At 41.8% G+C, this 24,262-nt stretch carries 21 protein-coding genes, 1 tRNA gene and 1 pseudogene; 9 read left to right on the top strand and 14 right to left on the bottom strand.

What is annotated here, in order from left to right; translation table 11 throughout:
- Positions 1 to 298 precede the first annotated feature (298 nt).
- The 14 genes from V7L29_RS31690 to V7L29_RS31625 form a co-directional block, all read right to left on the bottom strand.
- A complete protein-coding gene (locus tag V7L29_RS31690; protein WP_334692220.1) occupies positions 299 to 1,093 on the bottom strand; it encodes a GNAT family N-acetyltransferase in 795 nt (264 codons plus the stop codon).
- Positions 1,094 to 1,465: 372 nt separating this feature from the next.
- Entirely contained in the window at positions 1,466 to 2,386 is a 921-nt protein-coding gene (locus V7L29_RS31685; RefSeq protein WP_334692221.1) for an NAD(+) kinase, read from the bottom strand.
- Positions 2,387 to 2,392: 6 nt separating this feature from the next.
- The gene (gene nuoK, locus V7L29_RS31680; protein ID WP_006199065.1) at positions 2,393 to 2,698 is read right to left on the bottom strand and encodes an NADH-quinone oxidoreductase subunit NuoK; all 306 of its coding nucleotides are present in this window, start codon (positions 2,696 to 2,698) and stop codon (positions 2,393 to 2,395) included.
- Between the two features lie 60 nt (positions 2,699 to 2,758).
- Positions 2,759 to 3,373: an NADH-quinone oxidoreductase subunit J gene (locus V7L29_RS31675; RefSeq protein WP_334692222.1), complete on the bottom strand. Its 615-nt coding sequence runs from the start codon at positions 3,371 to 3,373 to the stop codon at positions 2,759 to 2,761.
- Between the two features lie 125 nt (positions 3,374 to 3,498).
- On the bottom strand, positions 3,499 to 4,083 hold the full coding sequence (gene ndhI / locus V7L29_RS31670; protein WP_334692223.1) for an NAD(P)H-quinone oxidoreductase subunit I: 585 nt from the start codon (positions 4,081 to 4,083) through the stop codon (positions 3,499 to 3,501).
- Between the two features lie 153 nt (positions 4,084 to 4,236).
- The gene (gene nuoH, locus V7L29_RS31665; RefSeq protein ID WP_334692224.1) at positions 4,237 to 5,355 is read right to left on the bottom strand and encodes an NADH-quinone oxidoreductase subunit NuoH; all 1,119 of its coding nucleotides are present in this window, start codon (positions 5,353 to 5,355) and stop codon (positions 4,237 to 4,239) included.
- A 352-nt stretch (positions 5,356 to 5,707) separates the two neighbouring features.
- Positions 5,708 to 6,844 carry a citrate synthase gene (locus tag V7L29_RS31660; RefSeq protein WP_334692225.1) on the bottom strand — a complete coding sequence of 379 codons (1,137 nt, stop codon included), beginning with the start codon at positions 6,842 to 6,844 and terminating at the stop codon, positions 5,708 to 5,710.
- Positions 6,845 to 6,952: 108 nt separating this feature from the next.
- On the bottom strand, positions 6,953 to 7,447 hold the full coding sequence (gene sixA, locus V7L29_RS31655) for a phosphohistidine phosphatase SixA (RefSeq protein ID WP_334692226.1): 495 nt from the start codon (positions 7,445 to 7,447) through the stop codon (positions 6,953 to 6,955).
- Positions 7,448 to 7,612: 165 nt separating this feature from the next.
- Positions 7,613 to 8,020, bottom strand: coding sequence for a PIN domain-containing protein (locus tag V7L29_RS31650; protein ID WP_334692229.1), 408 nt, complete (start codon positions 8,018 to 8,020; stop codon positions 7,613 to 7,615).
- Positions 8,021 to 8,025: 5 nt separating this feature from the next.
- Positions 8,026 to 8,187, bottom strand: coding sequence for a hypothetical protein (locus V7L29_RS31645; protein ID WP_334737973.1), 162 nt, complete (start codon positions 8,185 to 8,187; stop codon positions 8,026 to 8,028).
- 131 nt (positions 8,188 to 8,318) lie between these two features.
- Positions 8,319 to 9,143, bottom strand: a complete 825-nt coding sequence (locus V7L29_RS31640; protein WP_334737972.1) for a hypothetical protein — start codon at positions 9,141 to 9,143, stop codon at positions 8,319 to 8,321.
- Complete coding sequence (locus V7L29_RS31635; protein WP_334737971.1) at positions 9,140 to 9,457, bottom strand: RusA family crossover junction endodeoxyribonuclease; 318 nt, start codon at positions 9,455 to 9,457, stop codon at positions 9,140 to 9,142. The genes V7L29_RS31640 and V7L29_RS31635 overlap by 4 nt, the downstream gene beginning before the upstream one ends.
- 401 nt (positions 9,458 to 9,858) lie before the next feature.
- Positions 9,859 to 11,142, bottom strand: a complete 1,284-nt coding sequence (locus tag V7L29_RS31630) for a DHH family phosphoesterase (protein ID WP_334688055.1) — start codon at positions 11,140 to 11,142, stop codon at positions 9,859 to 9,861.
- Positions 11,143 to 11,798: 656 nt separating this feature from the next.
- Positions 11,799 to 12,296 (bottom strand): HNH endonuclease, encoded by a 498-nt coding sequence (locus V7L29_RS31625; protein WP_181928621.1) that lies wholly within the window; start codon positions 12,294 to 12,296, stop codon positions 11,799 to 11,801.
- A gap of 382 nt (positions 12,297 to 12,678) precedes the next feature.
- On the opposite strand from V7L29_RS31625, the pseudogene V7L29_RS31615 reads away from it, so the two are divergent.
- The 9 genes and pseudogenes from V7L29_RS31615 to V7L29_RS31575 form a co-directional block, all read left to right on the top strand.
- Positions 12,679 to 12,955, top strand: a pseudogene (locus V7L29_RS31615) (transposase); the annotation flags it as partial.
- A gap of 374 nt (positions 12,956 to 13,329) precedes the next feature.
- Complete coding sequence (alr, locus tag V7L29_RS31610) at positions 13,330 to 14,517, top strand: alanine racemase (protein WP_334737970.1); 1,188 nt, start codon at positions 13,330 to 13,332, stop codon at positions 14,515 to 14,517.
- Between the two features lie 84 nt (positions 14,518 to 14,601).
- Positions 14,602 to 14,683: transfer RNA gene (locus V7L29_RS31605), tRNA-Leu, on the top strand.
- A gap of 501 nt (positions 14,684 to 15,184) precedes the next feature.
- A complete protein-coding gene (locus V7L29_RS31600) occupies positions 15,185 to 15,403 on the top strand; it encodes a hypothetical protein (RefSeq protein WP_334737969.1) in 219 nt (72 codons plus the stop codon).
- 446 nt (positions 15,404 to 15,849) lie between these two features.
- On the top strand, positions 15,850 to 16,917 hold the full coding sequence (locus V7L29_RS31595) for a response regulator (protein ID WP_334737968.1): 1,068 nt from the start codon (positions 15,850 to 15,852) through the stop codon (positions 16,915 to 16,917).
- A gap of 66 nt (positions 16,918 to 16,983) precedes the next feature.
- On the top strand, positions 16,984 to 17,361 hold the full coding sequence (locus tag V7L29_RS31590; protein ID WP_334737967.1) for a response regulator transcription factor: 378 nt from the start codon (positions 16,984 to 16,986) through the stop codon (positions 17,359 to 17,361).
- Between the two features lie 4 nt (positions 17,362 to 17,365).
- Positions 17,366 to 17,863: a chemotaxis protein CheW gene (locus V7L29_RS31585; protein WP_334737966.1), complete on the top strand. Its 498-nt coding sequence runs from the start codon at positions 17,366 to 17,368 to the stop codon at positions 17,861 to 17,863.
- Positions 17,864 to 17,923: 60 nt separating this feature from the next.
- Entirely contained in the window at positions 17,924 to 20,752 is a 2,829-nt protein-coding gene (locus V7L29_RS31580) for a methyl-accepting chemotaxis protein (protein ID WP_334737965.1), read from the top strand.
- A 97-nt stretch (positions 20,753 to 20,849) separates the two neighbouring features.
- Complete coding sequence (locus V7L29_RS31575; RefSeq protein ID WP_334737964.1) at positions 20,850 to 23,990, top strand: hybrid sensor histidine kinase/response regulator; 3,141 nt, start codon at positions 20,850 to 20,852, stop codon at positions 23,988 to 23,990.
- Positions 23,991 to 24,262 lie beyond the last annotated feature (272 nt).

The raw sequence follows: 24,262 nt of genomic DNA, 5'->3' as shown, positions 1-24,262 counted from the left end.
TGCTTTGAGTTAGAGTAATCTGATTTGAAATATTGGTAATAAATACCTCTCTTCTATTCACTCTGAAAACAATTGCACAAGGTTGTATCAAATACCGCAAAACAGACTTTGGTTTTACAGCCAAGATGCAGATGTAGAGTAAAATATCATAAATATTCCTATTCTTACAGTCCGTGTAGGCAGACTTAGTTTTTGTAGCTGCGACTTCCAGTTGATAACTATGTACAGGTAGCTAACACGTTTAACTTTACAGCCGACGATATCGAATTAAATATCCTTTTAAGACAAAAAATAATTTTTAAAAAATTTGGTAACGCCATCTAGGAAAGTCTTTGCTATTAGATATAGTTAAAAAATCAATAGTCTTAAAGTGTCGGTCGATAGCTGGAATACTGCATATTTTAGCTCCAATATTCAAATATGCCTGCAAAATTTGAGGAATTTCAACATTATATGAATCTGGGCAATTTTGAGGCATTTCTAGACAAGATTGTGAATTTGGATAAACCAAAATACTTGGATGCATCAAGCCATTCTGCTGAAAATAATCATAAGCGCAAGTAGCTTGCCAAGAACATTGTGTTAGTAATGATGCACAGCCAAAGAAATATTGGTTTCTACTCCAGATGAGATAATTTGCTAGCCCTTTCCATAGTAGTAAAAGTGCCTGACTGTTGCGATATTCTTTAGCTATACATGCACGCCCAACTTCAACTGATGCCTGAAGCACAGAATTAGGAATCGCATTAAGATTAAATATATCGGCAGCATCAAAGCCTAGTCTTTGAGAAGCCATTGTATAGGTTTGCATCCGATAAGTTCCAATCGTTTTACCCGTTTGTTTGGAGATCAGCATTAAATGATGGCAAACCGCATCAAACTTATCTATATCCATCTGAGTAAAGTTAGAAGCAGAAAATCCCAAGCCTAGTTCAAGATTAAAAACTTCAAAGCGCAACCGAAAAATTGATTCTAATTCTTCTTCAGTTGATGCTAGCCGTAGGATATATTTTTCAGTTTGAAGGACGGGAAAATCTTCAAGAGGGGAAGGAGGATTTAGTGGGTAATTGATATTGCGTCCAGAAACTTCCATCTATCTTCCTACTTAAATTTGTGAAAATATACTACTAGGATTTAGGCACTATACAAATAGCTTACATTATGCATTAATATGTCGAGGAGTGATTGGGACACTTTTCGATAAAGGAACCTCTAAAGTGCTTTTTTACTCTCTTGAGTTAGGGGTAGAGTGCTTTTATTATGGACATTAATTACAAAAAAATCTGGCAATAAGATACAAAATTTTCCTTTTATATACGCTATAAATGCAAGTCAGCTAAGAAAGTCAAAATCAGGGCAAAAAGCCCCCGGATGAATCCAGGGGCTGGGATAATTTTGGTTGCGATGCCTTCAGCGGGCGGGTACGCTATCGCAATCTGCGGTAAATGCGCTCTAAAATACTGAATTAACTACGGTGATTATTGCTGTAGTGAACCCTTGTACCTGCCCAAAGTAACTTCTCCCGCAGCGTCTGATAGTAAGAATTGTTCTCGCGCAAAATAATAAATTTAGCCCGACAATCTGCCATCCGCACATCAACGCGGTGTCCTGGCCAAATTGAAGTCCCCAAAACCCCATCTGTCCACAGCTTGGTACTCAAATCGTAATCCCCCAAAGGCCAAATACTCACCACAGAACCAGGGGGTAAAACCAGGGGACGACTAGAAAGGCTCATTGCACAAATAGGAGTGATGGTAATCGCCTCCATACCATCATGCATAATTGGCCCATTGGCAGAAACGGTGTAACCAGTAGAACCTGTGGGAGTAGCAATGATTAACCCATCCCCGACGTATTGATCGACTACCTCACCGTCGATTTCCATTTCCAGAATTGAGGTAATCATCCGATCAGCGGAAGCGGGTTTGACACAAAATTCATTCAAAGCCAGGTAACGCTCACTCATTGGTTCCAAATTAGACCCATGACCCTCATACACAGCAGCTTGTAGCATCATCCGCCGTTGGATAGCATAGCGATCCTCAAACAGCCGATCCCAAACTTTCTCCGTATTCTGAAACTCTTCTACTGACTCAGTTAAAAACCCCAGATGACCTCCCACATTCACTCCCAGAATTGGGATACCAGCTGGGGCTAAATGTCTGGCACTGGTTAAAACAGTACCATCACCACCGAGTACCAAAGCGAGATCGATTGGTTGAGCCACCGAAGCCAAAAAGACGGGATAAGGGTTGTCTTTCGGCCCGCTAGGCCCCATCAATACATGGCACTGGCGACTTTCTAGTTGTTTAGCACAGATTTCTGCCCATTCTTTACTCTGGGCATCCCGCGCTTTATAAGCAATGATTACCTGCTTGAGTTGCACGCACAATTACCACTTCAGGAGATTAAACTGCTCCATATCGACGGTATCGCGGTTGCGATAAATGGCAAGCACGATCGCTAAACCCACCGCCGCCTCGGCCGCCGCCACGGTGATCACAAATACTGTGAAAACCTGACCTTTAATTAATGTTGAGTCGAGGAAGTTGGAAAATGCCATTAAATTCAGATTAACAGCATTGAGCAGTAACTCAATTGACATCAGCACCCGCACAGCGTTACGGCTGGTAATTAAGCCGTAGATGCCGATACAAAATAAAGCTGCTGCTAGTAATAAAAAGTACTGGAGTTGCATGAATCTGAATATTCCTCCTCAAAAAATCTCGCTGTTTATCTGCAACTGAGGTCACAAATATTACTCTTTTGTTTCGCTGGTTGTTGATACCAGTTCTCTAGGGCGTTCTGGTAAAGTTAAAATGGTTTGCGGCAGTTGGGATGGGGTCAGTTGGTCTGGCAAATACTCGCGACGCGCCAAAATAATTGCTCCTACCATCGCTATCAGCAGCAAAATGGAAGCCAGTTCAAAAGGCAGTAAAAAGTCAGTAAAGAAATGCTCTCCAATTAAAACTATAGAACTTTTACCACCAGCCACAGAAGCAGCTGAGTAAGCCCAAGGAGTAGCCAGTACCATCGTACTTAAAAGACCAAACAATCCTACACTGACTACACCCGTAAGTGCTTTCCGCACCCAAGAGTTAGGAAATGCTACAAAATTCTGCCGCTTGTTCACCAACATAATGGCAAACAAAATCAGCACATTAACCGCCCCAACGTAAATTAGGATTTGTGCAGCTGCAACAAAATCAGCATTTAGCAACAGGTAGATTCCCGCTATGCTGATGAACACGCCCCCCAGCATAAAGGCAGAATAGACGATGTTGGAGAACAGAACCACGCCAATGGCCGCCCCAATCATCATCACGCCCAGTATGCCAAGCGATACAAACTGTACTCCTTCCGCTAAATTCACTGTTTTTTGTCCTTAGTCATTGGTCATTAGTCATTGGTCATTAGTCATTGGTCATTAGTCATTGGTCATTAGTCATTGGTCATTAGTCATTGGTCATTGGTCAAATAACAATGGACAAATGACATTTATTTTTCTGTTTGTTCCACCAGGTCTTCTGGACGCACACCTGCACGTGGCGCATCTGCGGGCACTCCATGTGGTTCGAGAACGCCCTTAGGTAGGTAAACTAGTTCGCGCAGTGGTGTAACCATTGGGTCATCTGTTACCTTATAGGGCAGACGACCTAGCGCTACGTTGTCATAGTTCAATTCATGGCGATCGTAAGTGGAAAGTTCATACTCTTCTGTCATAGATAGACAGTTAGTGGGGCAAAATTCCACACAATTACCGCAAAAGATACAAACTCCAAAGTCAATGCTGTAGTGGTTAAGTTTTTTCTTTTTGCTGGCTTTGTCGAATTCCCAATCTACTACAGGCAGGTTAATCGGACAAACGCGAACACAAACTTCGCAGGCGATGCACTTATCAAATTCAAAGTGAATTCTACCGCGAAACCGTTCGCCAGGAATCAGTTTTTCGTAAGGGTACTGTACGGTAATCGGACGCCGCCGCATATGATCGAAGGTAACAGAAAGTCCCTGACCAATGTATCGCGCAGCTTGTACTGTTTCTTTGGCGTAATCACCAACTTGTTTCAGGAACTTTAGCATTTTCTGTCTCTCTTTTGAAGGGATAAAAGTTAGGAGTTATGAGTGAGAAGTTATGAGTGAGAAGTTATGAGTGAGAAGTTAGGAGTTAATTAAAAACCGATAACTCATAACTCTTAATTCCTAACTCATAACTCATAACTCCTAACTCTCTCATTACCCGCCGAAGGCGAAGGGAAAGGCTAGTTTCAGGGCGGCGGTTAATAGGAGATTAACCAAACCAACTGGCAACAAAAACTTCCATCCTAAATCTAACAGTTGGTCAATCCGTACCCGTGGCACTGTCCAGCGCAACAGGATGGCGACAAACACTAGTAAATAGGCTTTGAAGACGGTCATTGTGATCCCCAAAGCAGCAGTTACTATCTGGAACAAGGGATTTAGTTCACTGACTCCCAGCCAACCAGCGATGAGGTTGAGGGGAATAGGAAAGTCCCAACCGCCCAGGTAGAGAATTGCCACTAGTAAGGAAGAAAGGATCAAGTTAACGTAGGAACCCAGGTAGAACAGACCGAATTTCATGCCTGAATATTCAGTCTGATAGCCTGCAACGATTTCTTCTTCCGCTTCGGGTAAGTCAAAGGGTAATCGTTCGCATTCAGCTAGGGCAGCTATCCAAAAGATCACAAAACCAACTGGTTGTCGCCAAATGTTCCAGCCTAGAATGCCGTAGCCAGATTGTTGATTGACAATATCAACGGTGTCGAGGCTATTAGACATCATAGCGATCGCTAACACCGCCAGCGCCAAAGGAATTTCATAACTAATAGATTGTGCTGCTGCCCGCAAGCCTCCTAAGAGGGAGTATTTGTTATTTGATGCGTAGCCCGCCATTAGCAAGCCAATGGGCTGAATGCTTGACAAGGCAATCCACAAGAAGACACCCATGCCCACATTGCTAATTACGATATTCTGCCCAAAGGGGACGATCAGGAATGACAGAAACACCGGAATTACAACAATAATTGGACCGAGGGTAAATAGCCAGGGGTCAGACTTGGCTGGTACTATATCTTCTTTAAATACCAGCTTCAGACCATCCGCTACAGGCACCAGCAACCCAAAAGGTCCCTGGTATTCTGGCCCAATTCGTTGCTGTGCGGCGGCGGAAATTTTCCGTTCTAGCCAAGTGGCAACTAATACCCCCACTGTTGCCCCAATCAGCATCAGTATCATTGGCAAGGGCATCCAAATCGCTTTGGCTGTTCCTGCTGGTATACCTAAATCCCGGAGGGATTCAATAAAAGTTCCTTGGAGGTCAATTCCTAAATTCATGTTTCCGCTCTTTAAGACATCGAGTCATGGTGAGTTACAACTATTAGTTGAATTAATACCTGTAAATTCACCCATTTATAATTTTTACTGTGATGACGCCTGATTGAAGATTTGTTGCCAATTCCCATGCCTAGTATATCGTTGGATGGTTTGAGCACCCTGAAGCGAGATGAGAACTTCTATTTATGGTTGGCATTAAGATTGGCTATTGAGCGGACAAGGGGACAAGGGGAAAGTATATATTTCAGGACTTACGCAGTGATCCGATCTGTGAAGAACGCCCAAACAGCGCATAGTATATTGGACATTGGTTCGATTTTGCATGCCCTGTTTGCCCAATGCCCAATCCGAGTTAACGTTGGTCAATGGGGGTATAACTAACTTCGTGGTGACCGTTGTAAACCTGGGTAGGACGGAAAATCCGGTTTTCTGCTAATTGTTCTTTCCAGTGGGCTAGCCAACCGGCAACGCGGGCGATCGCAAATATTGGCGTAAACAAGTCTGTAGGAATTCCCATCTTCCTATACACCAAACCCGAATAAAAGTCAACATTGGGATAAATCCCTTTGCTACCAAGTTTTTCCTCTACTACGCGTTCCATCTCTTGGGCAATGTCATAGAACTTGTCATGCCCAAACTTTTCAAACAGCTGTTCTGCTAGACCTTGTAAGATTGTGGCTCGTGGGTCTTTCACCTTGTAAACACGATGCCCAAAGCCCATAATCTTCGCTTTGCGTTGCAGAAGATCCTCCACATAAGGACGTACATTTTCCACAGAGCCAATTTCTTCCAACATCTGAATTACTTCTTCATTGGCTCCACCATGCAAAGGCCCTCCCAAAGTTCCTACGGCACTAGCAACCACAGCGTAAGGATCAGTTAAGGTAGAAGCTGTTACCCTAGCACTGAAGGTGGAAGCATTCATTGTATGCTCTACCTGAAGTATCAAGCAGATATCAAAAATTCGCGCCATCAAAGGATCGGGTTCTTGCTCATTGAGCATGTATAGAAAGTTGGCGGAATAGTCTAAGTCATCACGAGGACGCACAGGGTCATTGCCTTTTCGCATCAGTTGGAACGCTGCCACCATTGTGGGAATAGTTGCTATCAGGCGCACCACGGAATCTCGAATGTAGGCAGGATTATGTAAATCGCGGAGCGAATAAAACAAACCTAAAGCAGCAGCAGAGGCTTGCAAGGCATCCATTGGATGACCACTTTCTGGAAAGCATTTCATCATGTCCCGAATGCGGTACTTTATCCGCCTGTGGAAACGAACTTCATGCTCAAATCCTTCCAGTTCTTCCTTGCTTGGCAGTTCACCCCAGATTAAGAGATAAGCAGTTTCTATGAATGTACTTTTTTCTGCTAATTCCTCAATCCGGATGCCACGATATTCTAGTATTCCCTTTTGCCCATCAACATAGCTGATACTTGATTGGGCGGCGGGAATGCCTTCTAAACCAGGCTTGTATTCGCACACCATCATGGCAACACCATTCGCTTTTTGAAATATCTGATCAAGCTAACTTACCAGAAATTTATTGTCGCCATAACAGTAGCCGTTCTAACAACAATCGAAAATGTTGAAAAACTGTTATAGCAGGTACTTAGGTGGTGTCAACCAAAACATCTGACTACGACCCAAAGGAGAACCAGTTTCTGGTAGTTTTATCCCAATCATACCTGCTTTTTTCAAGACTAAGCTTGCTTTGACTTCCCCCCATAGGAGAATTTCTGCCCAATTGGTCAAATCAGGTTCGTGTCCAACCAGCGCAAGTTGGGTATTTTGGGAATAATTTCTTGGCTCTAACCAGTCTTTTAGCCAACTAGAAATTTGACCATCGTGGGCGAGGTGGCTAGATTCATCTAACTGGGAGCTTAGTTTTTCTGCTATAAGGATTTCAGCCGTTTGGCGGGCCCGCACTAAGGGACTGGTGAGAATCAAATCAAAGCTTAAACCCAATTTAACAAGTTTCTGAGCAACTTTCTCAGTTTTTTGCCGTCCTTCTTTGGTAAGGCTGCGCTCCTCATCTTTGATGCCTAATTCCTTGTCTTCGGCGATGCCATGACGAATTAAATATAGTTCCATACTTTAAATTTTGTTAGCGTAGCGGGGCATAACCCGTGCTTAGTTAGGAGTTACGTCTGGTATGAATTAACCTATCTTAATCTTAATCATTATTACGTATTCGTTGATCTGCCATCTGTCCGTTGCAACGTGGCGTTAGACGTTCTAAGTGTTATGGATTTGGTATCACTCAGATAGCCTTGTCAAAAACTCATCTGGTAACATTGCCGGAACTAAAGAAGCCACAAAATCAGGTGTGTTTCGCGTCACAATTATTTCTAAACCTGCCATAAGCGCCGCAGCACTCGTTACCGCATCCTCAAAATCCTTAATTGGGCTATTCAAAGCTTGCCGAATAATTTCATCTGTCACACTGGCAACTTGAAGGTGCTGCAATAACTTTGCTAATAGTTCACGCGCTACTTCATTACCAACTTGACGACGCAGAGTATAGAAAATATTGGTTACTGCATGACCTGAAACATAACCTTGTACTTGATTCTGCATTACTGTATTTAATGCTTGTGCAGAAGCTACGATAAATGGTTGACGTTGTGCCAAAATATCGAGCAACACATCGCTGTTGAACAACACCCGTTTCAACCGTATTTCTCCTCTAAATAATCCACATAATTTTCTGTCGGATTTTCTTCTCTTAGCTGGATTACACCTATTAAACTCTGAGTCCAGGAGTCCAGGTTGGTTAAAGGTTCTAAGGTTGGAATGTCAGTAATAGACGATAGGGTTTCTTGTTGAGCCACATCTTTTTCAATCTGTTTATCCCAGGCTACTGGATAGAATTCCGTAAACCAGGCACGAAATGCGGCGAGATCCTCTGATGAAAGTTGACTAACATCGCATTCGACATTTATAAGCTGTTCGTCGTTTACGTTTAATTCTTTCTTAGTTTCTCATTTCCTAGTGCTAAAAGAAGCCTTTGATTGATTAAATTTTGCCTTAATTTTTGTCGTTTATCCCAGTCTGCTGCATCGAATTCGGCAAACCAGGCACAAAAAGCAACTAGATTCTCTGATGAAAGTTGACTAATAGCGAATTTGACTTTCCATTCCGCTAACAATTCACGAACCAAATTGTCAAAATTATGTACAACTGGCAAAGTTAGGTTTTCAATATATCCGTGAGCAAGACGATTACGAACTTCACAACAAGCTTGAGCAAGGTCAAATTGAGAAATTGATAACTCTCCCAAAGAGTACAGATGTCTTAGTAATCCTATGACTGGGAAACGTTCAATAGGAATTGACACATCAATTGCTCGCTTTCTTAAAGCCCCCTCAAAAATACTCCACATATAAAGAAAAGCAGGTTCAATTTCATCATTTTCAATAAGCTTATGTGCTTGGTCAAAACGAGCAGTTAGCTTTTGCCATGAAGAAAGTTGTTCGGATGTTCCAAGTAATGACTTGGCTTCTATGTCTTCAAGCGTTACCAATAAAAAATGCCAACCTGGATGCATATTAACTTCTTCTGCTAAAGTCTGTAAACGCTCCACAGAAATTCGGCTGAAACTGACTCTTATCTCGATTACTAAACCTGAGTTATTATTAGTAGCAATCATATCTGGCTGATAGTTATCCAAATTGAAGGGTAATTCATCCGTTTTTGGTTTAATCAAAACTTGAAATCCTTCATTAACATACTTATCTGCCAAAGATTTTATCTTCTGATCATGTAAAGCTTTAGTATTGTTAATCATAAGTATTTTTCCAGTGGTTGAGGTTCACTAACTTTTACATAAACACACTCTTTACCTATAAGAACAGCACGCTGTAATAAGGAAGGTAGACTTTTAATCTCAATCGGATCAGACAGAAACCGACGATGACTATCTACATCTGATACTAAACTATCATCTTCAAAAACTAAGTCTACAAGTGCATCCTGAATTGGCTTGATAATGTTGTCGATGTCAGCCGGAAACTCATCACAAAGATAAACTAGCGTCAGTTGTAGCTCACCTTTATTAATGGGACTATTATCTTTCCAAACCTTTTGGGCTTCAAGGCGCACAAAATTCTTCCATGCCTGAAGATTTATCTTTTTTCTTTGTCTGTAACGATACAGGCCGTCTGGGAATGAGAAATTCAAAAGATATTATTCGCATTCCAAGTGCATATCTTGATAATTAGTTAACAAACTCACAGCAATTTTAACAGATGACTCCTGATATATCGGGCATATTTACACTTATACAATAGGTACATGCGAGTTAATTTTATTTGTACCTACCTACTTAACATTAGGCAGGAAATACATCCTTAACAGTTCAGCCTTTATAAAAAGACCAAAATTCCCGACCTTTTACAAAGTCGGGAATATATGTTTATCAGGAATGACTTAGGGATGCTATCTGACCAAACACTTTGACTGCTGCATGAGTTAGGAGTTTTCCTCATCTCCCTGATCTCCTTCTACTCCGACTGAATCGGGTTGTCTCTAGGGTTGACTAACCTCAGCAGCTTTTGCTTAATTTGAGCGTCGAATACTTCCCATTTCATTTTCGCATAGGCGGAATTTTCGTTGCTGCCAGATAAGAAGCCCATCGGAATTTCAAAACCGCCTGCGCTTGTCCTTCCACCGCCGAAAAAACGCCCAGCGCTATCTTGCCCAAAGGCTTCTTTGATGAATTCATCGGGGTCAAGGGTGAGTTTGGTGGTTCTCAGGGAGCCAATGACTATTTCTAATTCTTCGTCTTCATCGTGGACAATGCCGTAGACTACAGCGGTGTGAACGTTTTCTTCAGTGACGAGAAAATCAGCCGCTTGGGGGATGGCATCACGGTCATCGTAGCGTAAATAACCGACACCAGCGATAGAAAAGTTATTTTGGACGATGCGATTTTTAAGCGATCGCTCGATCACATCCATTACCCGTTTGGAACAGTTCGCCTGTAAAATGGCGTTGAGCAATTGGGCGTCATAAAATCGGCTTAAATACGCAGCTGCCATAAAGTCTTCTTCTTGCGCTTGCATTAGCCGATTTGTATCTGATCGCAAGCCATGCATCAAGGCAGTAGCGCATTTGACGTGTTGATTTATGCTGCTATCTAATGCCAGTAATCCCGTTTGGAGGTATTGAGTAAAAATTGTTGCCGTTGCTCTTACATAGGGACGGATATCCTCAAACTCTGACTGGAGATCACCTTGGATACTGTGATGGTCAATCAAGACTACTAAGGGAATTCCAGCCTGCTGCACCGCTGACAGTAGCTGTGAAGTGGTTCCCTGGTTATCAATTAATACAAAACCTTGATAAGATGACAAATCTTTGGTTTTTAAGGTTTGCGGCGTCCAGCGTTGGATAGGTAAATTAGTCAGCCTCACCAAAGCAATATTTTCTTGATGGCTCAAGGCACCAGCATAAATGATTTCACATTTGATATCATATTGCTGGGCAATTAACTGGTAAGCCCAGGCACAGGAAAGGGCATCAGGGTCAGGAAAATCTTGCAGAATTACCAGTTGGCGATCGTGTCGGTGTGCCAGAAGGGTTTTTTGCAGTTCTTCTGACTTTTGTTGTGCCAGAGAATTACCACGCTGACTAAGATATATAGCTCCTTCACCTACCGATGGCGGTAATGACGGACTCTTAAATGCAACTTCCACTGGCGCTTTCTCGATTTCAGGTTCCTCTGGGTTTGGCTCTGTGGTCAATGACAAACTCTCAAATTGAGTAACGGGAGAATTCAAGTACATAGGGAACTTTTTTAAAGTGTAAGGCTCCTTTAATTCAGAAATACTACGAGCAGCAATTCACTGAATTTAGCCACATTATTATGATCTTCGCAAAAATCTCAAGACATTGCACTATACATCTAAGTATATTTTTTGTCAGCAACAGCGCTCAAGATCAACTAATATTTCAGTAAAGGCTGTATAGGTGCTGGAAACAAGGAAGTTTAGTATATCGGACTGTATCTGGCCGCATAAATCTGTTTTAGGAGCTTTTTTTCTCTTCCGTAAATTGAATAAGCGAAATATTTATCTGACTTAGGGTATACTTCCTATCTTATACTTTGGGGCTAGTCTTTGATATTTGAAATATTCTTATGCTTAATATTCTCATTATTGTGACTATTGAGCAATTAACAATTATTTTTGATGAACAACGCGTGTTTCATATCCCCTTGAAACTTCTGATAATTCCGGGAAAATGGGGAGCAAAAAGGAAACCCCATACACAAGTGTAGAGGCTTGAGCGTTGACCGATTGCGCCTGTCTACGAGACGTGATCGCGTTCGTTGCAAGCCATAGGGTTGCCAATTTTTCAACAATCCATAACTAAAGTTATTGGCACTTTCCCAAGGTAAGAGAGCATCTCTTATTTCTCCTCTGCCCCTCTGCTTCTTTGCTCAAAGACCTATAACATACTTTTGCCACTCTGTGTGCAGTCCACTTTTAAGATGTTTGCTGACCTCGAAATAGAGACTGCTATAAGGTTGGCGGGGAGGATGACGCAAAGGCATATGAGCTTCGTGGGGAGTGCGACTGCCTTTTTTGACATTGCAACGGACACAAGCGGTGACAATGTTTTCCCAGGTATCGCCCCCACCGCGCGATCGCGGTATTACATGGTCTAGGGTCAACTCATCCCCTGTGTAACCACAGTATTGACAGGCATGACCGTCACGGTGCAAGATATTTCGGCGAGTCAGAGGAATTTCTTTATAAGGAACACGTACATAATGACGCAACCGGATCACGGTCGGCAACGGAAAATCCGAATAAAGGAATTTACCGTTGTGTTCCACGCGTTCTGCTTTGCCCTTGATTAACAGAACCGCAGCGCGACGCCAGCTCGTTATATTGAGAGGTTCATAAGAGGCGTTTAAGACTAAAACCTTCCCCATTTATCTGCGCTCAGGGTATTAGCTTTACATAAATGTTAACACAAATACACCCTGCTAGGGAGATGAGAATAAATTATACTTTCGGGAGAACTCGGAAATTAAGTTAGGAGTTATGAGTTAGGAGTTAGAAGTGAGGAATTAGGAGTTTGGAAGTAAAACTTATAACTTGATACAAAAAAGCTTACGTAGGCTAATGCAAAGAATGCAGCGAAAAGTCGAGCCAGTCGCTGGGGTGGGTTTCTCGACTTGGCAAACTGGCGAGTGCTCGTCAGCTTTTGGCGATCGCAACGCGCTATGACAAACGCGCTGAAAACTTTCTAGGTGCAATTTATCTGGCTGCTTCTGTTATTTGGCTCAATTGATGACACGCCCTAGCAACCAGGTTTCTTGTTTGACAACCATTTGGGTGGATAGCGGTTTTGACAGTGAGCCGTTTATGCAGTGGGTGATGGACGTTTGTCGTTGGATTGTGCAGGTGGTTCTGCGAGCAGAACAAACCAAGGGCTTTGTGTTGCTCAAAAAACGTTGGGTGGTGGAACGCACTTACGGGAAAGCTGATGGGGTGTCGGCGATTGGTTAGAGACTATGAGTTATTGCCCGAAACATCAAAGACATTTATCTACCTTGCCTCCATCCACATTATGGTAAGGCGACTGGCAAAAAATTTGACTCTTCAAAACTTTTCAAACACCCTCTTAGACAAAATATCGAGTGGTAGCGAGTCATCTCCCTTCGCGCAGCGTCTCCAAAAGTTGGGGAGACACAATCATGCGATAGCGCAGCCTCAACTCTTGGAGAGGCTGTGCCAACGAGTCCTCGAGCGTCGGAAACTTCCGCTCATCCTGTCTTCCCTACTTAAGATTTACTCCTAACTCCCAACTCACAACTCTTAACTTTTACTTTAGTAACGCAATATCTTGTATCAATTCCAATATGAAGGGTAAACTTCCTATTTAATCTGATCTCGCTTTCAGAAGCGTGTATAGATAGATAACTTGAAAGTTTAGCCGTGGTGGGATAGGAGTCAGTACAAATGTTAAGTCGCAAACAAATCCCTGGTGTAGTTCCTAATCAGCAGTGCGACACCTATGCGTGGTTTTCGCAACGAGCCTGGGTAGAAATTGATTTAGGGGCGTTGTCGTATAATGTACAGCAATTGGTGCAGTTTTTATCGCCGCGTACCCAGTTGATGGCAGTAGTAAAAGCTGATGCTTATGGACATGGAGCGGTAACAGTCGCCCAAACTGCAATCCAATCGGGAGCTAGTTGGCTGGGAGTCGCTACAGTTCCAGAAGCTATTCAATTACGAGAAGGCGGGATTCAAGCGCCCATTTTGATTTTAGGGGCAACTCATACACCAGAGCAGATTCATGCGATCGCCCACTGGAAACTTCAGCCCACACTCTGTAGCCCTAAACAAGCTTTAGTATTTTCTGATACTCTAGAATCGATGAATTCTGATTCTCCAGTGCCTGTACACATCAAATTAGACACAGGTATGTCTAGGTTGGGAACTAATTGGCAGCAAGCTGACGAATTTGTGCAATTAGTGCAACGGTTACCACATCTTTCCATTGCCAGTATTTATTCCCATTTGGCAACAGCAGATAGTTTTGATACCACGGCAATGGAAGAACAGCATAAACGATTTGAGGAAGCGATCGCCCAAATCAAAGCAATGGGAATTCAACCGCCTTGCTTGCACTTGGCAAACTCAGCGGCTGCACTCACAAATCCGGCATTGCACTACGACATTGTACGAGTAGGTTTAGCCGTTTACGGACTCTACCCAGCGCTGCATTTACAAAATGCGATCAACCTCAAGCCGGTTTTGGAACTTAAAGCACGAGTCACCCAAGTTAAAACAATTGCCCCAGGAACTGCTGTTAGCTACGGTTATCAATTTATTGCCCCGCGTGAACTTCGCCTCGCTGTCGTGGGAATTGGCTATGCTGACGGTGTTCCTCGCGGTCTTTCCAATAAAATGCAGGCGTTAATTTGTGGTCAGCGGGTTTCGCAAATCGGGACAATTACAATGGATCAGTTGATGCTGGATGTGAGTGCCATACCCAATATCCAAGAAGGAGAAGTAGTCACATTACTAGGAAAACAGGGAAAAGAACAAATTTCAGCCAACGATTGGGCAGAACAACTAAACACTATTTCCTGGGAAATTCTCTGCGGGTTCAAGCATCGTTTGCCTCGTATTGCAGTCATTTAATTGGGCATGGGGCATAGGAAATTAATTTCTCCCTTGTCCCCCCTTCACATAAATAATTACTTATGGTATGATTATAAACTTAATGCGGATGTGGCGGAATTGGCAGACGCGCTAGATTTAGGTTCTAGTTCTGAAAGGAGTGAAGGTTCAAGTCCTTTCATCCGCACTTTTAATAAGTCATTTTCTTAGGCTGGTACTGATACTTGAGTTAAAACTTTAGGTATACTTACCAGCATATTTAAATATTGCCTAAATAAAAACATGTTCAGCCAGCATAGTTTCAAATATAACAAACGTGGATTTAATAACCTACAATTTTCGTAGGTAGGGTGCATTAGGGACGTAATGCACCATTCCGAGTGCTTTCGGTGGGTTACGCTGTCGCTACAAAAGAGAAATTTTGCATTCTGTTTAATCTACGTTTTAAATTGTGAATATTAAAAAATAAATTTATTATTGTGAATAAATCAGTATTATTGCTGTGGTCAAGTTGAAGTTGCTTGATGGAAAGTGGCTTCATCTAGTCCTTAACTAGTTAAAGACCAATACGCTTGGGTTAAGGATAATTGTAGGTTAGGTTGTAGCTTGCTTAAGAGCAGGGGTACGTAGTGAAACCCAACAAAGTCCGAAAAATGTTGGGTTACCCTTCTCCTATCGGAGACGCTACGTGAACGGGAAGCCGCCCTTTGGGCGTCTACGTCCCTCAAACGCCACTTGCTTCTCCCTACAGCCCTTTGGGCATCCTACGGCAGGCGCTAGCCTCTCCCAAAATGAGAAGATTGGACTGCCGACGCTCCTACGTCACTCTAAGCGTACCCCTGCTCTTAAGCAAGCTACGCGCAGCGTCTCTAAGAGTTGCTATGCCGTAGGCTTTACGCTGCGCTAACACCAACGCAGTGGCTCCCCAACCTACGTAGATTAAGGTTTTTGGTTTTAACCCAAGCGTATTGAGTTAAGGACTAGATTTTACTTAAGTGTAAATACAGAAGTTCAAATATATTACTGTTTACAAAATCAGTATTATTCCTGTGGTCAGATTGGGGTTACTCAATGGAAAGTGGCTTCATCTACTCTTAGCATTTTTATGTCTTATTCTCGAAAAATGTTTATAAATCTCAGTAACAGTAAGTAAATTAATCACGATTTACGAATTTACTAAGATTTGCTCATCTGAAAATAACGCTACTGTCGTTAAGCTTCACCACAAAGCTAGATGTCAACTGATGTACATGAAAATACAAAAGTTTGATGCTTTTTACTTGATTTAAATTGTGGAATAACTCTGCACGAATTTAGCTTACACATATTGAATTTAGCTGAAGTAAAAGCAAAATGAGCACAACTCCTATAGGTAGCTACAGGTTGTTCCAGAAACTACATCCGCTATCTCTGTTGGCACAATTAACCAGTCGGCGTGCTACAGGTTGCTTAAGCGTATTTACCGGGATAATTTCTTGGTCAATCTATCTAGAGGACGGTAAACTTACTTATGCCTCCTATTCAGATAAACTGTTTGAGCGCCTTGACAGTCACTTGCGACGCTTGAGTCAGCAAATTCCTGCTCTCAACAGCGCCACTCGCGTGCAGATGCGGCTGATGTTTGAAACGAAGAATGAACATCAATCAATACCAAATGCGGATTACCAAGCTATTTGTTGGTTAGTAAATCAGGATTATATTACCTCTGTGCAAGCAGCAAGCCTGATAGGCGAATTGGCAAAAGAAGTACTGGAATCATTTCTGTGTTTAAAAGAAGGTAGCTATGAATTCAGTCCAGAAAACTCTTTGGATGAACTACCAAAGTTCTGTCGTCTGGATTTGCGGTTGCTTGTTGAACATTGTCAAAAGCAGTTACGAAATCGGCAAAATATTCAATCATCAATTCCCGCTGGTGGGGGTTCCCAAGTTTTGTCTACAACACAATCGTCTCCAGTTCAGCCACAACTGCAAATAAAACTTGGGCAAAAACTACCAAGACTAATCAATTTTGATATTCCTGAGAATAATAAAAATACTCAGCTACCTGTTGAGAAAAAACTGTATACAATTGCCTGCATTGATGATAGCCAAACAGTTTTGAATTCTATCAAACATTTTTTGGATGAAAATACATTTTCAGTTGTGATGATTAATGATCCGGTAAAAGCTTTAATGCAAATTCTCCGGAATAAGCCCGATTTGATTTTGCTAGATGTTGAAATGCCAAGTTTAGATGGCTACGAACTATGTTCCTTATTACGGAAACATTCAGCTTTTAAAAATACACCGATCATTATGGTGACTGGTAGAACAGGATTTATTGACAGGGCAAAGGCTAAGATGGTCAGGTCATCAGGATATTTGACCAAGCCTTTTACACAATCAGAATTGTTAAAAATGGTTTTTAAGCATCTTGGTTAATTTAGTAAAAACCAATAACTATAACCAAATTTAATCGCCTTAAGTTACTTTTTAGGAGATTTAATAGTGAGCCTGACTTTGCTTGGCACAATTCTGATTGTAGAAGATTCTCCCAGTGAATTGGAATTAATGAGCCATTATCTTAAAGAGAGTGGTTACAACGTAATTAAAACTTCTGGTGGAAAAGAAGCTTTAGAAAAAGCTGTGTTAGAAAAACCAGATGCGATCGTTAGTGATGTAGTAATGCCAGAAATGAGTGGATTTGAATTGTGTCGTTCTCTAAGAAGAAATCCGATTACTGCAAAAGTGCCGATTGTGATTTGTAGTTCCAAAAATCAAGAAATTGACCGTTTGTGGGCGCTGCGACAAGGTGCAGATGCTTATATAACTAAACCTTATACCCGCGAACATCTCCTACGTACTATTAAATCAGTAGTAATTTGAATCAATGACTAGTACAAACATTACTCTTTCTTCAAAACCAACCCCAAATAACTTAGCAGATGCTTATCTGAAGTTTCAGTTAAATCAACAAACTACTGCTGTTTTATCAATGAGGCATACGCAAGAAGCAATTATTGTGCCTGTTGAATCTATTACCTCAATGCCTAATATGCCTCCTTGCATATTAGGATTAATGAATTGGCGGAGTCGGATAATTTGGGTAGTTGATTTGCCAAGAATGCTCAATTTAGAATCTCTAGATTATCGACTGCGGCAGTACAATGTAATCGTTATCCGAATGGAATCATTGGTGTTGGGCTTAGTTGTGCAAGAAATAAAAGGTACAACCAAGTTTGTCGCCGATGATATTCATTCTCCTATAGGACAAGTGGCATCCAGTTTAGTTCCTTATTTATGTGGGTGCGTTGTGCAACAGAAAGAAATATTATTGATATTAGATGCACAAGCGATTGTGCAGTCTTCTATTCTCCGCAGTGATTAGGATGTACTACTAAAAAAGATTTTTAGTGTTCTTATTCACAGACTTAGGAGAACTACTTTTATGTTTAATAAAACCAACACAAATCAAAATAATGGCGCTCAAAATCGAGCATCACTGATTTCATCCCAAAAAGCCATTGGGACTGTAGTAAAGCTATCAAGTAAACCGACTACTGAAACTGCTAATAATTCTTCTTTGAATCAAGCTATTGCCTATTTTACAAGGCTGGGATTAGTTAAGAAAGCGACTATTTTAGCGATCGCAATCGGTACAATACCAGTATTGGGCATAGGCGCGATCGCTTTTAGTTTTGCCAACAAGTCGATTATTAAGCAAATTACTCAATCTCAACAAGCCGAAGCCACTGGCTTAAGTGATAAAGTAAACCGTTTCATGCTGGGACGCTACGGTGATATTCAGGTAATATCAAGTTTGCCATTTTTGACGAATCCCCAAGCTAGTGTCAGTATCACCACTCAAGAAAAGCAAGCAGTCCTAAATCGCCTTGTTGAAGCTTACAAAGCTTATGACAGTGTTGGTGTTTTTGATCGCCAAGGTAACTTGATTGTGCAATCTACTGGCGAACCCCTGGATAATCAAAAAGACCATAACTATTTTCAAGACGCTTTGCAAAAAGATACTCCTGTGATCAGCAAACCGGAAGCAGCAAAAAATACTGGTGTAGTGAGTATCTATATAGCTGCACCTGTAAAAGAGACAGGAACGGGCGAAACTATTGGCGTGGTACAAGCACGTATGCCCGTAAAATCTTTAGAGGAAGTAATCAAAAACTACGTAGCTAATGGACAACAATATCATTTGCTTGATGCTTCGGGAACAGTTTTCTTAAGTCCACAAAAGGAATTATTGGGGAAACAGGCAAAGGGAGAGTATTCTAGTTTAGCTAAACTGCTAGCAGCCAAAAAGGTAGATAGTTTTATAGAAGTTCCCAAAACTCACAAAAAACAAGAATTAGTCAGCTACGCACCAGCTAGTAAGCTAGATGGCCTGCCAAATTTAAACTGGCAGGTACTTTTATCCACAGACACAGCAACTGTATTTGAACCGCAAAGACAATTGTTGTGGACTATAGCCATCGGCACAGCACTGACAGCATTTATTGTAGCTGCGATCGCATCTCGGTTAGCTAAACTTACTACACAGCCAATTCTGAATGCGACTGCGGCATTAGCAAAGCTTGGTCAAGGAAAATTCAATACCCGTCTGGAAATCGAAACAGAAGACGAATTAGGGTTATTAAGTGCAAATATCAACCAGATGGCCGAACAATTGCAGGTTTTAGTTAAGGAACAAGAACTGGACGTTGAAGGGGCAAAATTACTAGCAGATATTACCCTACGAATTCGGAGAATTCTCAAAACTGAAGATATTTATCACGCAGCAGTGAAGGAAGTTCAGCGAGCACTAAAAACAGACCGGGTAATTATTTATAGTCTGAATCCAGATACTTTGGATGGCGTTGTCGTTGCTGAATCGGTAACTGGTAATTGGCCGAAAATGCTAGGAGTGCAAATTGACGACCCCTATTTTCGGGAACGTTATCTAGAAACTTATCACGATGGAGAGGTGCAAGCAGTTGCCAATATTCATCAAGATCAAAGCCTGAAAAATGCTGACAGTTACATTCAACTTTTGGAAAAATTTGCCGTCAAAGGTAATTTGATCGTACCAATTCTTGTCCAAGACCAGCTTTTATGTTTATTAATTGCTGATCATTGCGAAACTCCTCGTGTTTGGCAACAGCCAGAAGTTGACTTGTTTCAACAAATAGCAACTCAAATCGGCTATGCCTTAGAACAAGCCAAGTTATTAGAAAAGATAGAACAAGCCAGAAGTATTGCTGTAACAGGGTCAGACGAAGAACGGCAAGAAAAAGAAACACTTCAACAGCAACTTTTAGAACTGCTCAATGACGTAGAAGGTGCAGCTAAGGGTGACTTAACAGTACGTGCAGACGTGACAGCTGGGGAAATCGGCACTGTTGCCGACTTTTTTAACTCCATTGTCGAAAGCCTCCGGGATATTGTTACTCAAGTTAAACAAGCTGCTACCCAGGTGAATACTGCCATTGGCTCTAACGAAGGAGCCATCCGCGACTTAGCACAGTCAGCACTTACACAAGCTGCTGAAATCAACCACACTCTTGATGCTGTTGACAAAATGACCGAATCCATGCAATCCGTAGCCGAAAGTGCCGAAAAAGCTGCCTTCATTGCCAACCATGCTGCTCACACCGCTACCAAGAGTGGACACGCGATGGATTTGACAGTACAAAATATTCTGTCTTTGCGGGAAACCGTTGGTGAAACTGCTAAGAAAGTGAAACGTTTAGGAGAGTCTTCTCAACAAATTTCCCGCGTAGTGTCCTTGATTAACCAAATCGCCATCCAAACTAACTTACTAGCCATCAACGCCGGTATTGAAGCAGCGCGTGCGGGTGAAGAAGGTCAAGGTTTTGCCGTAGTTGCTGAAGAAGTCGGCGAACTAGCAGTACGCAGTGCCGCAGCAACTCAAGAAATTGAACAAATTGTGGAAAATATCCAACGAGAAACCAGTGAAGTGGTGCAAGCGATGGAAATAGGAACTACTCAAGTGGTGGAAGGTACCCGCATTGTAGAGGAGGCTAAACAAAGTCTGAGTCAAATTTTGGATGTATCGCGTCAAATTGACTCCTTAGTGCAGTCAATTTCCACTGCAACTACATCTCAAGTGGAAACATCGCAAACTGTTAGCCAATTGATGAAAGATATCGCTGCTGTATCACAACGCACCAGCGATTCTTCTTGCCAAGTTTCCAAATCTCTGCAACAAACTGTGGAGATTTCCCAGCAGTTGCAAGAGACTGTCGAGACTTTCAAAGTTAGTTAAGTTTGTCATTAGTCATTTGTCCTTTATCCTTTGTCTAAAACTAATGACCAATGACCAATAACCAATGACCAATGACTAATGACTAAGGACAAAAACTATGCCACAAAACAAAGAACTAGAAATCCAGATGCAGTTTCTGGAAGAAGCAACTGATTACTTAAATACTTTAGAAGGGATATTGCTGGAAATCGATACTACTAACCGCATCGATTTAGATAAAATTAATGCTGCACTCCGGGCTACTCATTCTATCAAAGGTGGCGCGGGGATGATGGGATTTAGATCACTAAGTGATTTAGCTCACCGTCTGGAAGATTCCTTTAAAGTTTTAAAAACTAAAAAAAATTCTCTAGAAATTGATACTCAGTTGCAAAGTTTATTGCTATCTGGAGTTGACTGGCTGCGTCAAATTGTAGAATTGCTTGCAGAAGGAAATGTTGTCGAAGATCAGTGGTTAGCAACCTTTTGTTTCCCAATTTTTGATGAGCTGCACGATCGCTTGGGCGACCCCACCCCTGAGGATGCCTCAACCATGCTATCCCCAGAAGATGGGCAAGACGTTATCCCCTTGCTATTTGGAACAGAAGTAGAAGAGTGTTTGCAGCGTCTAGAATCTGTATTGGCAGATAGCCAACAGCCCGGTTTGCATGAAGAAGTTGTGATCATGGCAGCTGAATTGGGCGGTTTAGGGGAAATGCTCCAGTTGGCAGCTTTTACCAAACTTTGTGAGTCAGTAACGCAGCAATTAGAAACTGTTAGCAGCTCACGCATTCCAGAAATTGCCCAGTTAGCATTGCAAGCATGGCGGCGATCGCAAGCTTTGATACTGACAAATCAACTAGATAACTTGCCTACAGAACTTGACTTAAATATTTATACGCAATCTCAGCCACTATTACAAGCAGAAATAATACCACAGTTTATCGCTACAGATATAGATAACACAGATGTCCTCGATCCAGAAGTAGTGTCAACATCTGTTTTGCAACCAGAAATAACTAAAGATGAAGTGTTGGCTGCGCCAACACTTCGACCATTCTCTACGAGAGGTTCCGCCAACGACAAATCTCAAGGCAACGCAGGCTCAGTCACCGCCGCAGGTATCGCTGCCAATTTTACATTTTTGGATGCAGAATTTACCGATGACGTTAATGCTGTCAATGTCACAGAGGATAATATAATATTTGCTAAAGAAAATAATCCTCCAGATGCCAGATTTGACGAAGGTAAAGGAGAGCCAATTGGCGTTGGTAAAGAGCGGGAAAGTTATGAAAATAGCGTCCGAGTTCCTAGCAAACAACTAGAGCAAATTAATGATTTATTTGGGGAACTGATTGTTCAGCGGAATGGATTAAACTCACAACTAGAAAGATTACGTAAACTCGTTCATAACCTGAAGGGGCGAGTACAAATTCTCGACCGAGAAAACCAGAATTTACGTACAGCCTACGACAAAATTTCTACTCAAGCTGCCATGTCTAGTGGGGTGCATAGACAAGAAGCGGCTTTTCAACAGACATCGCTAGCTGAAAATAGCCACCAAACACAAGGCACACACAGGGAATTTGATGCCTTAGAAATGGATCGCTATAACGATTTAAACCTGCGATCGCAGGAAGTTATGGAAACCATTGTTCAGGTACAGGAAGTCACAACTGATGTGCAACTCAGTGTAGATGATACAGATCAAATTGCTCGGAAACTAAATAAAACATCGAAACAGTTACAGACCAAACTAAATCACATCCGAATGCGACCGCTGTCCGATTTAGTCGAACGTTTTCCTAGAGCTTTACGCGATTTAAATGTAGAGTATGGGAAAAATGTCCAGTTAAAAATTGAAGGTGGCAACACTTTAATTGAACGCAGCATTTTAGAAGTATTAAATGAACCTTTAATGCACCTGTTAAGGAATGCCTTTGATCATGGGATCGAAGACTCTGCCACTCGCCGCCTTTTGGGTAAACCAGAACAAGGATTGATTGAAATTACAGCTACCCACAGCAGTAATCGCACCCTGATTACTATCCGTGATGATGGTTGGGGCATTTCTCTGGAGAAAATTCGCACCCGCGCCCTAGCTATGGGATTGGATACTTCTCTACTTGCTAATGCTAATGATGAAGAACTGTTATCACTAATTTTTGAACCAGGTTTTAGCACTTCCGAACAAGTGACAGCATTATCTGGTCGCGGTGTCGGTATGGATGTGGTTCGCAACAACCTCAAACTAATTCGAGGAGATGTCAAAGTTGATACGGAGCCAGGAGTTGGTACTACTTTCACCTTATCAGTACCGTTTACACTTTCTGTCGCGCGAGTTCTGCTGGTAGAAATCAACAAAATGCTGTTGGCATTACCCACAGATGTCATTTCAGAAATATCCTTACTCCAAAACGAGCGAGTTTTCCAAATGGCTGGTAGCGAAGTCCTAAATTGGCAAGGAACGATGCTACCACTGATTCGCCTGACTCACTACTTAGAGTTTAATTGCCTGCGCTACGATATCTCAGAGTTAGAGATTCCGGCAGCAATTAATGCTAGCAGTGTGTTAGTAGTCAAAGGTAATAATCAGCCAGTAGCAATCCAAATAGACCGTTGCTGGGGTGAACAGGAAGTTGCTATTCGCCAAGTCGAGGGAAATATACCTTTACCTGAAGGCTTTAGCAACTGCACAATTCTCGGTGATGGTCGAGTAGTGCCATTAGTTAATGTCAATGAGTTGCTGTATTGGATTGCTACAAATCGGCGAACTTCCAAAGGCACTCAATTACCATCAGCAAGGTTAAAAACACCCTTCCTAATCTTTGATGAAGACAAAATATCAGCAGCGTCTGTTAAGCATAAAGGTACAATTTTAATCGTAGATGACTCGATTAATGTTCGCCGCTTTTTAGCCCTGACCCTTGAAAAAGGAGGGTATCAAGTAGAACAAGCTAAAGATGGTCAAGATGCCTTAGATAAACTCCATAGTGGATTGAGGGTTGAGGCAGTAATTTGTGATATTGAAATGCCTCGCCTTGATGGTTATGGCTTTTTAGGTAAGGTAAATTCAGACGTGGATACAAAAAATATTCCAGTTGCGATGCTGACTTCTCGTAGCAGCAATAAACATCGCCAACTAGCTATGCAATTGGGTGCTAGGGCTTACTTTTCTAAACCTTATAACGAACAAGAATTACTCCAAACGCTAGAGGAAATAATTCGTACTGTAGCAGAAAAGGCAGCGTCTAATTAAAAATTAATAATTGATAATTGATAATTCATAATTAGGTTTCAGATATTTGTTTTGTTACGAATGCTTATCCGTTGGTAACGACAACTTATGCGTTTATTATCAATACAACTTGTTTCGTTACAAATGTTTATCTATTTGTGACAAACATTTATGCGTTTGTTATCAATACAACCTGTTTCGTTACGAATGCTTATCTATTCGTGACAAACACTTATGCAATCATTAACAACACAACTTGTTTCGTTCAGAATGCTGATCTATTTGTGCCAAAG

The sequence above is a fragment of the Nostoc sp. genome (assembly GCF_036916575.1).
In the GTDB taxonomy this organism is placed as follows: Bacteria; Cyanobacteriota; Cyanobacteriia; order Cyanobacteriales; family Nostocaceae; genus Nostoc.
The sequence above is the reverse complement of the archived record's forward strand: the minus strand, read 5'-3'. Positions and strand labels throughout refer to the sequence as shown.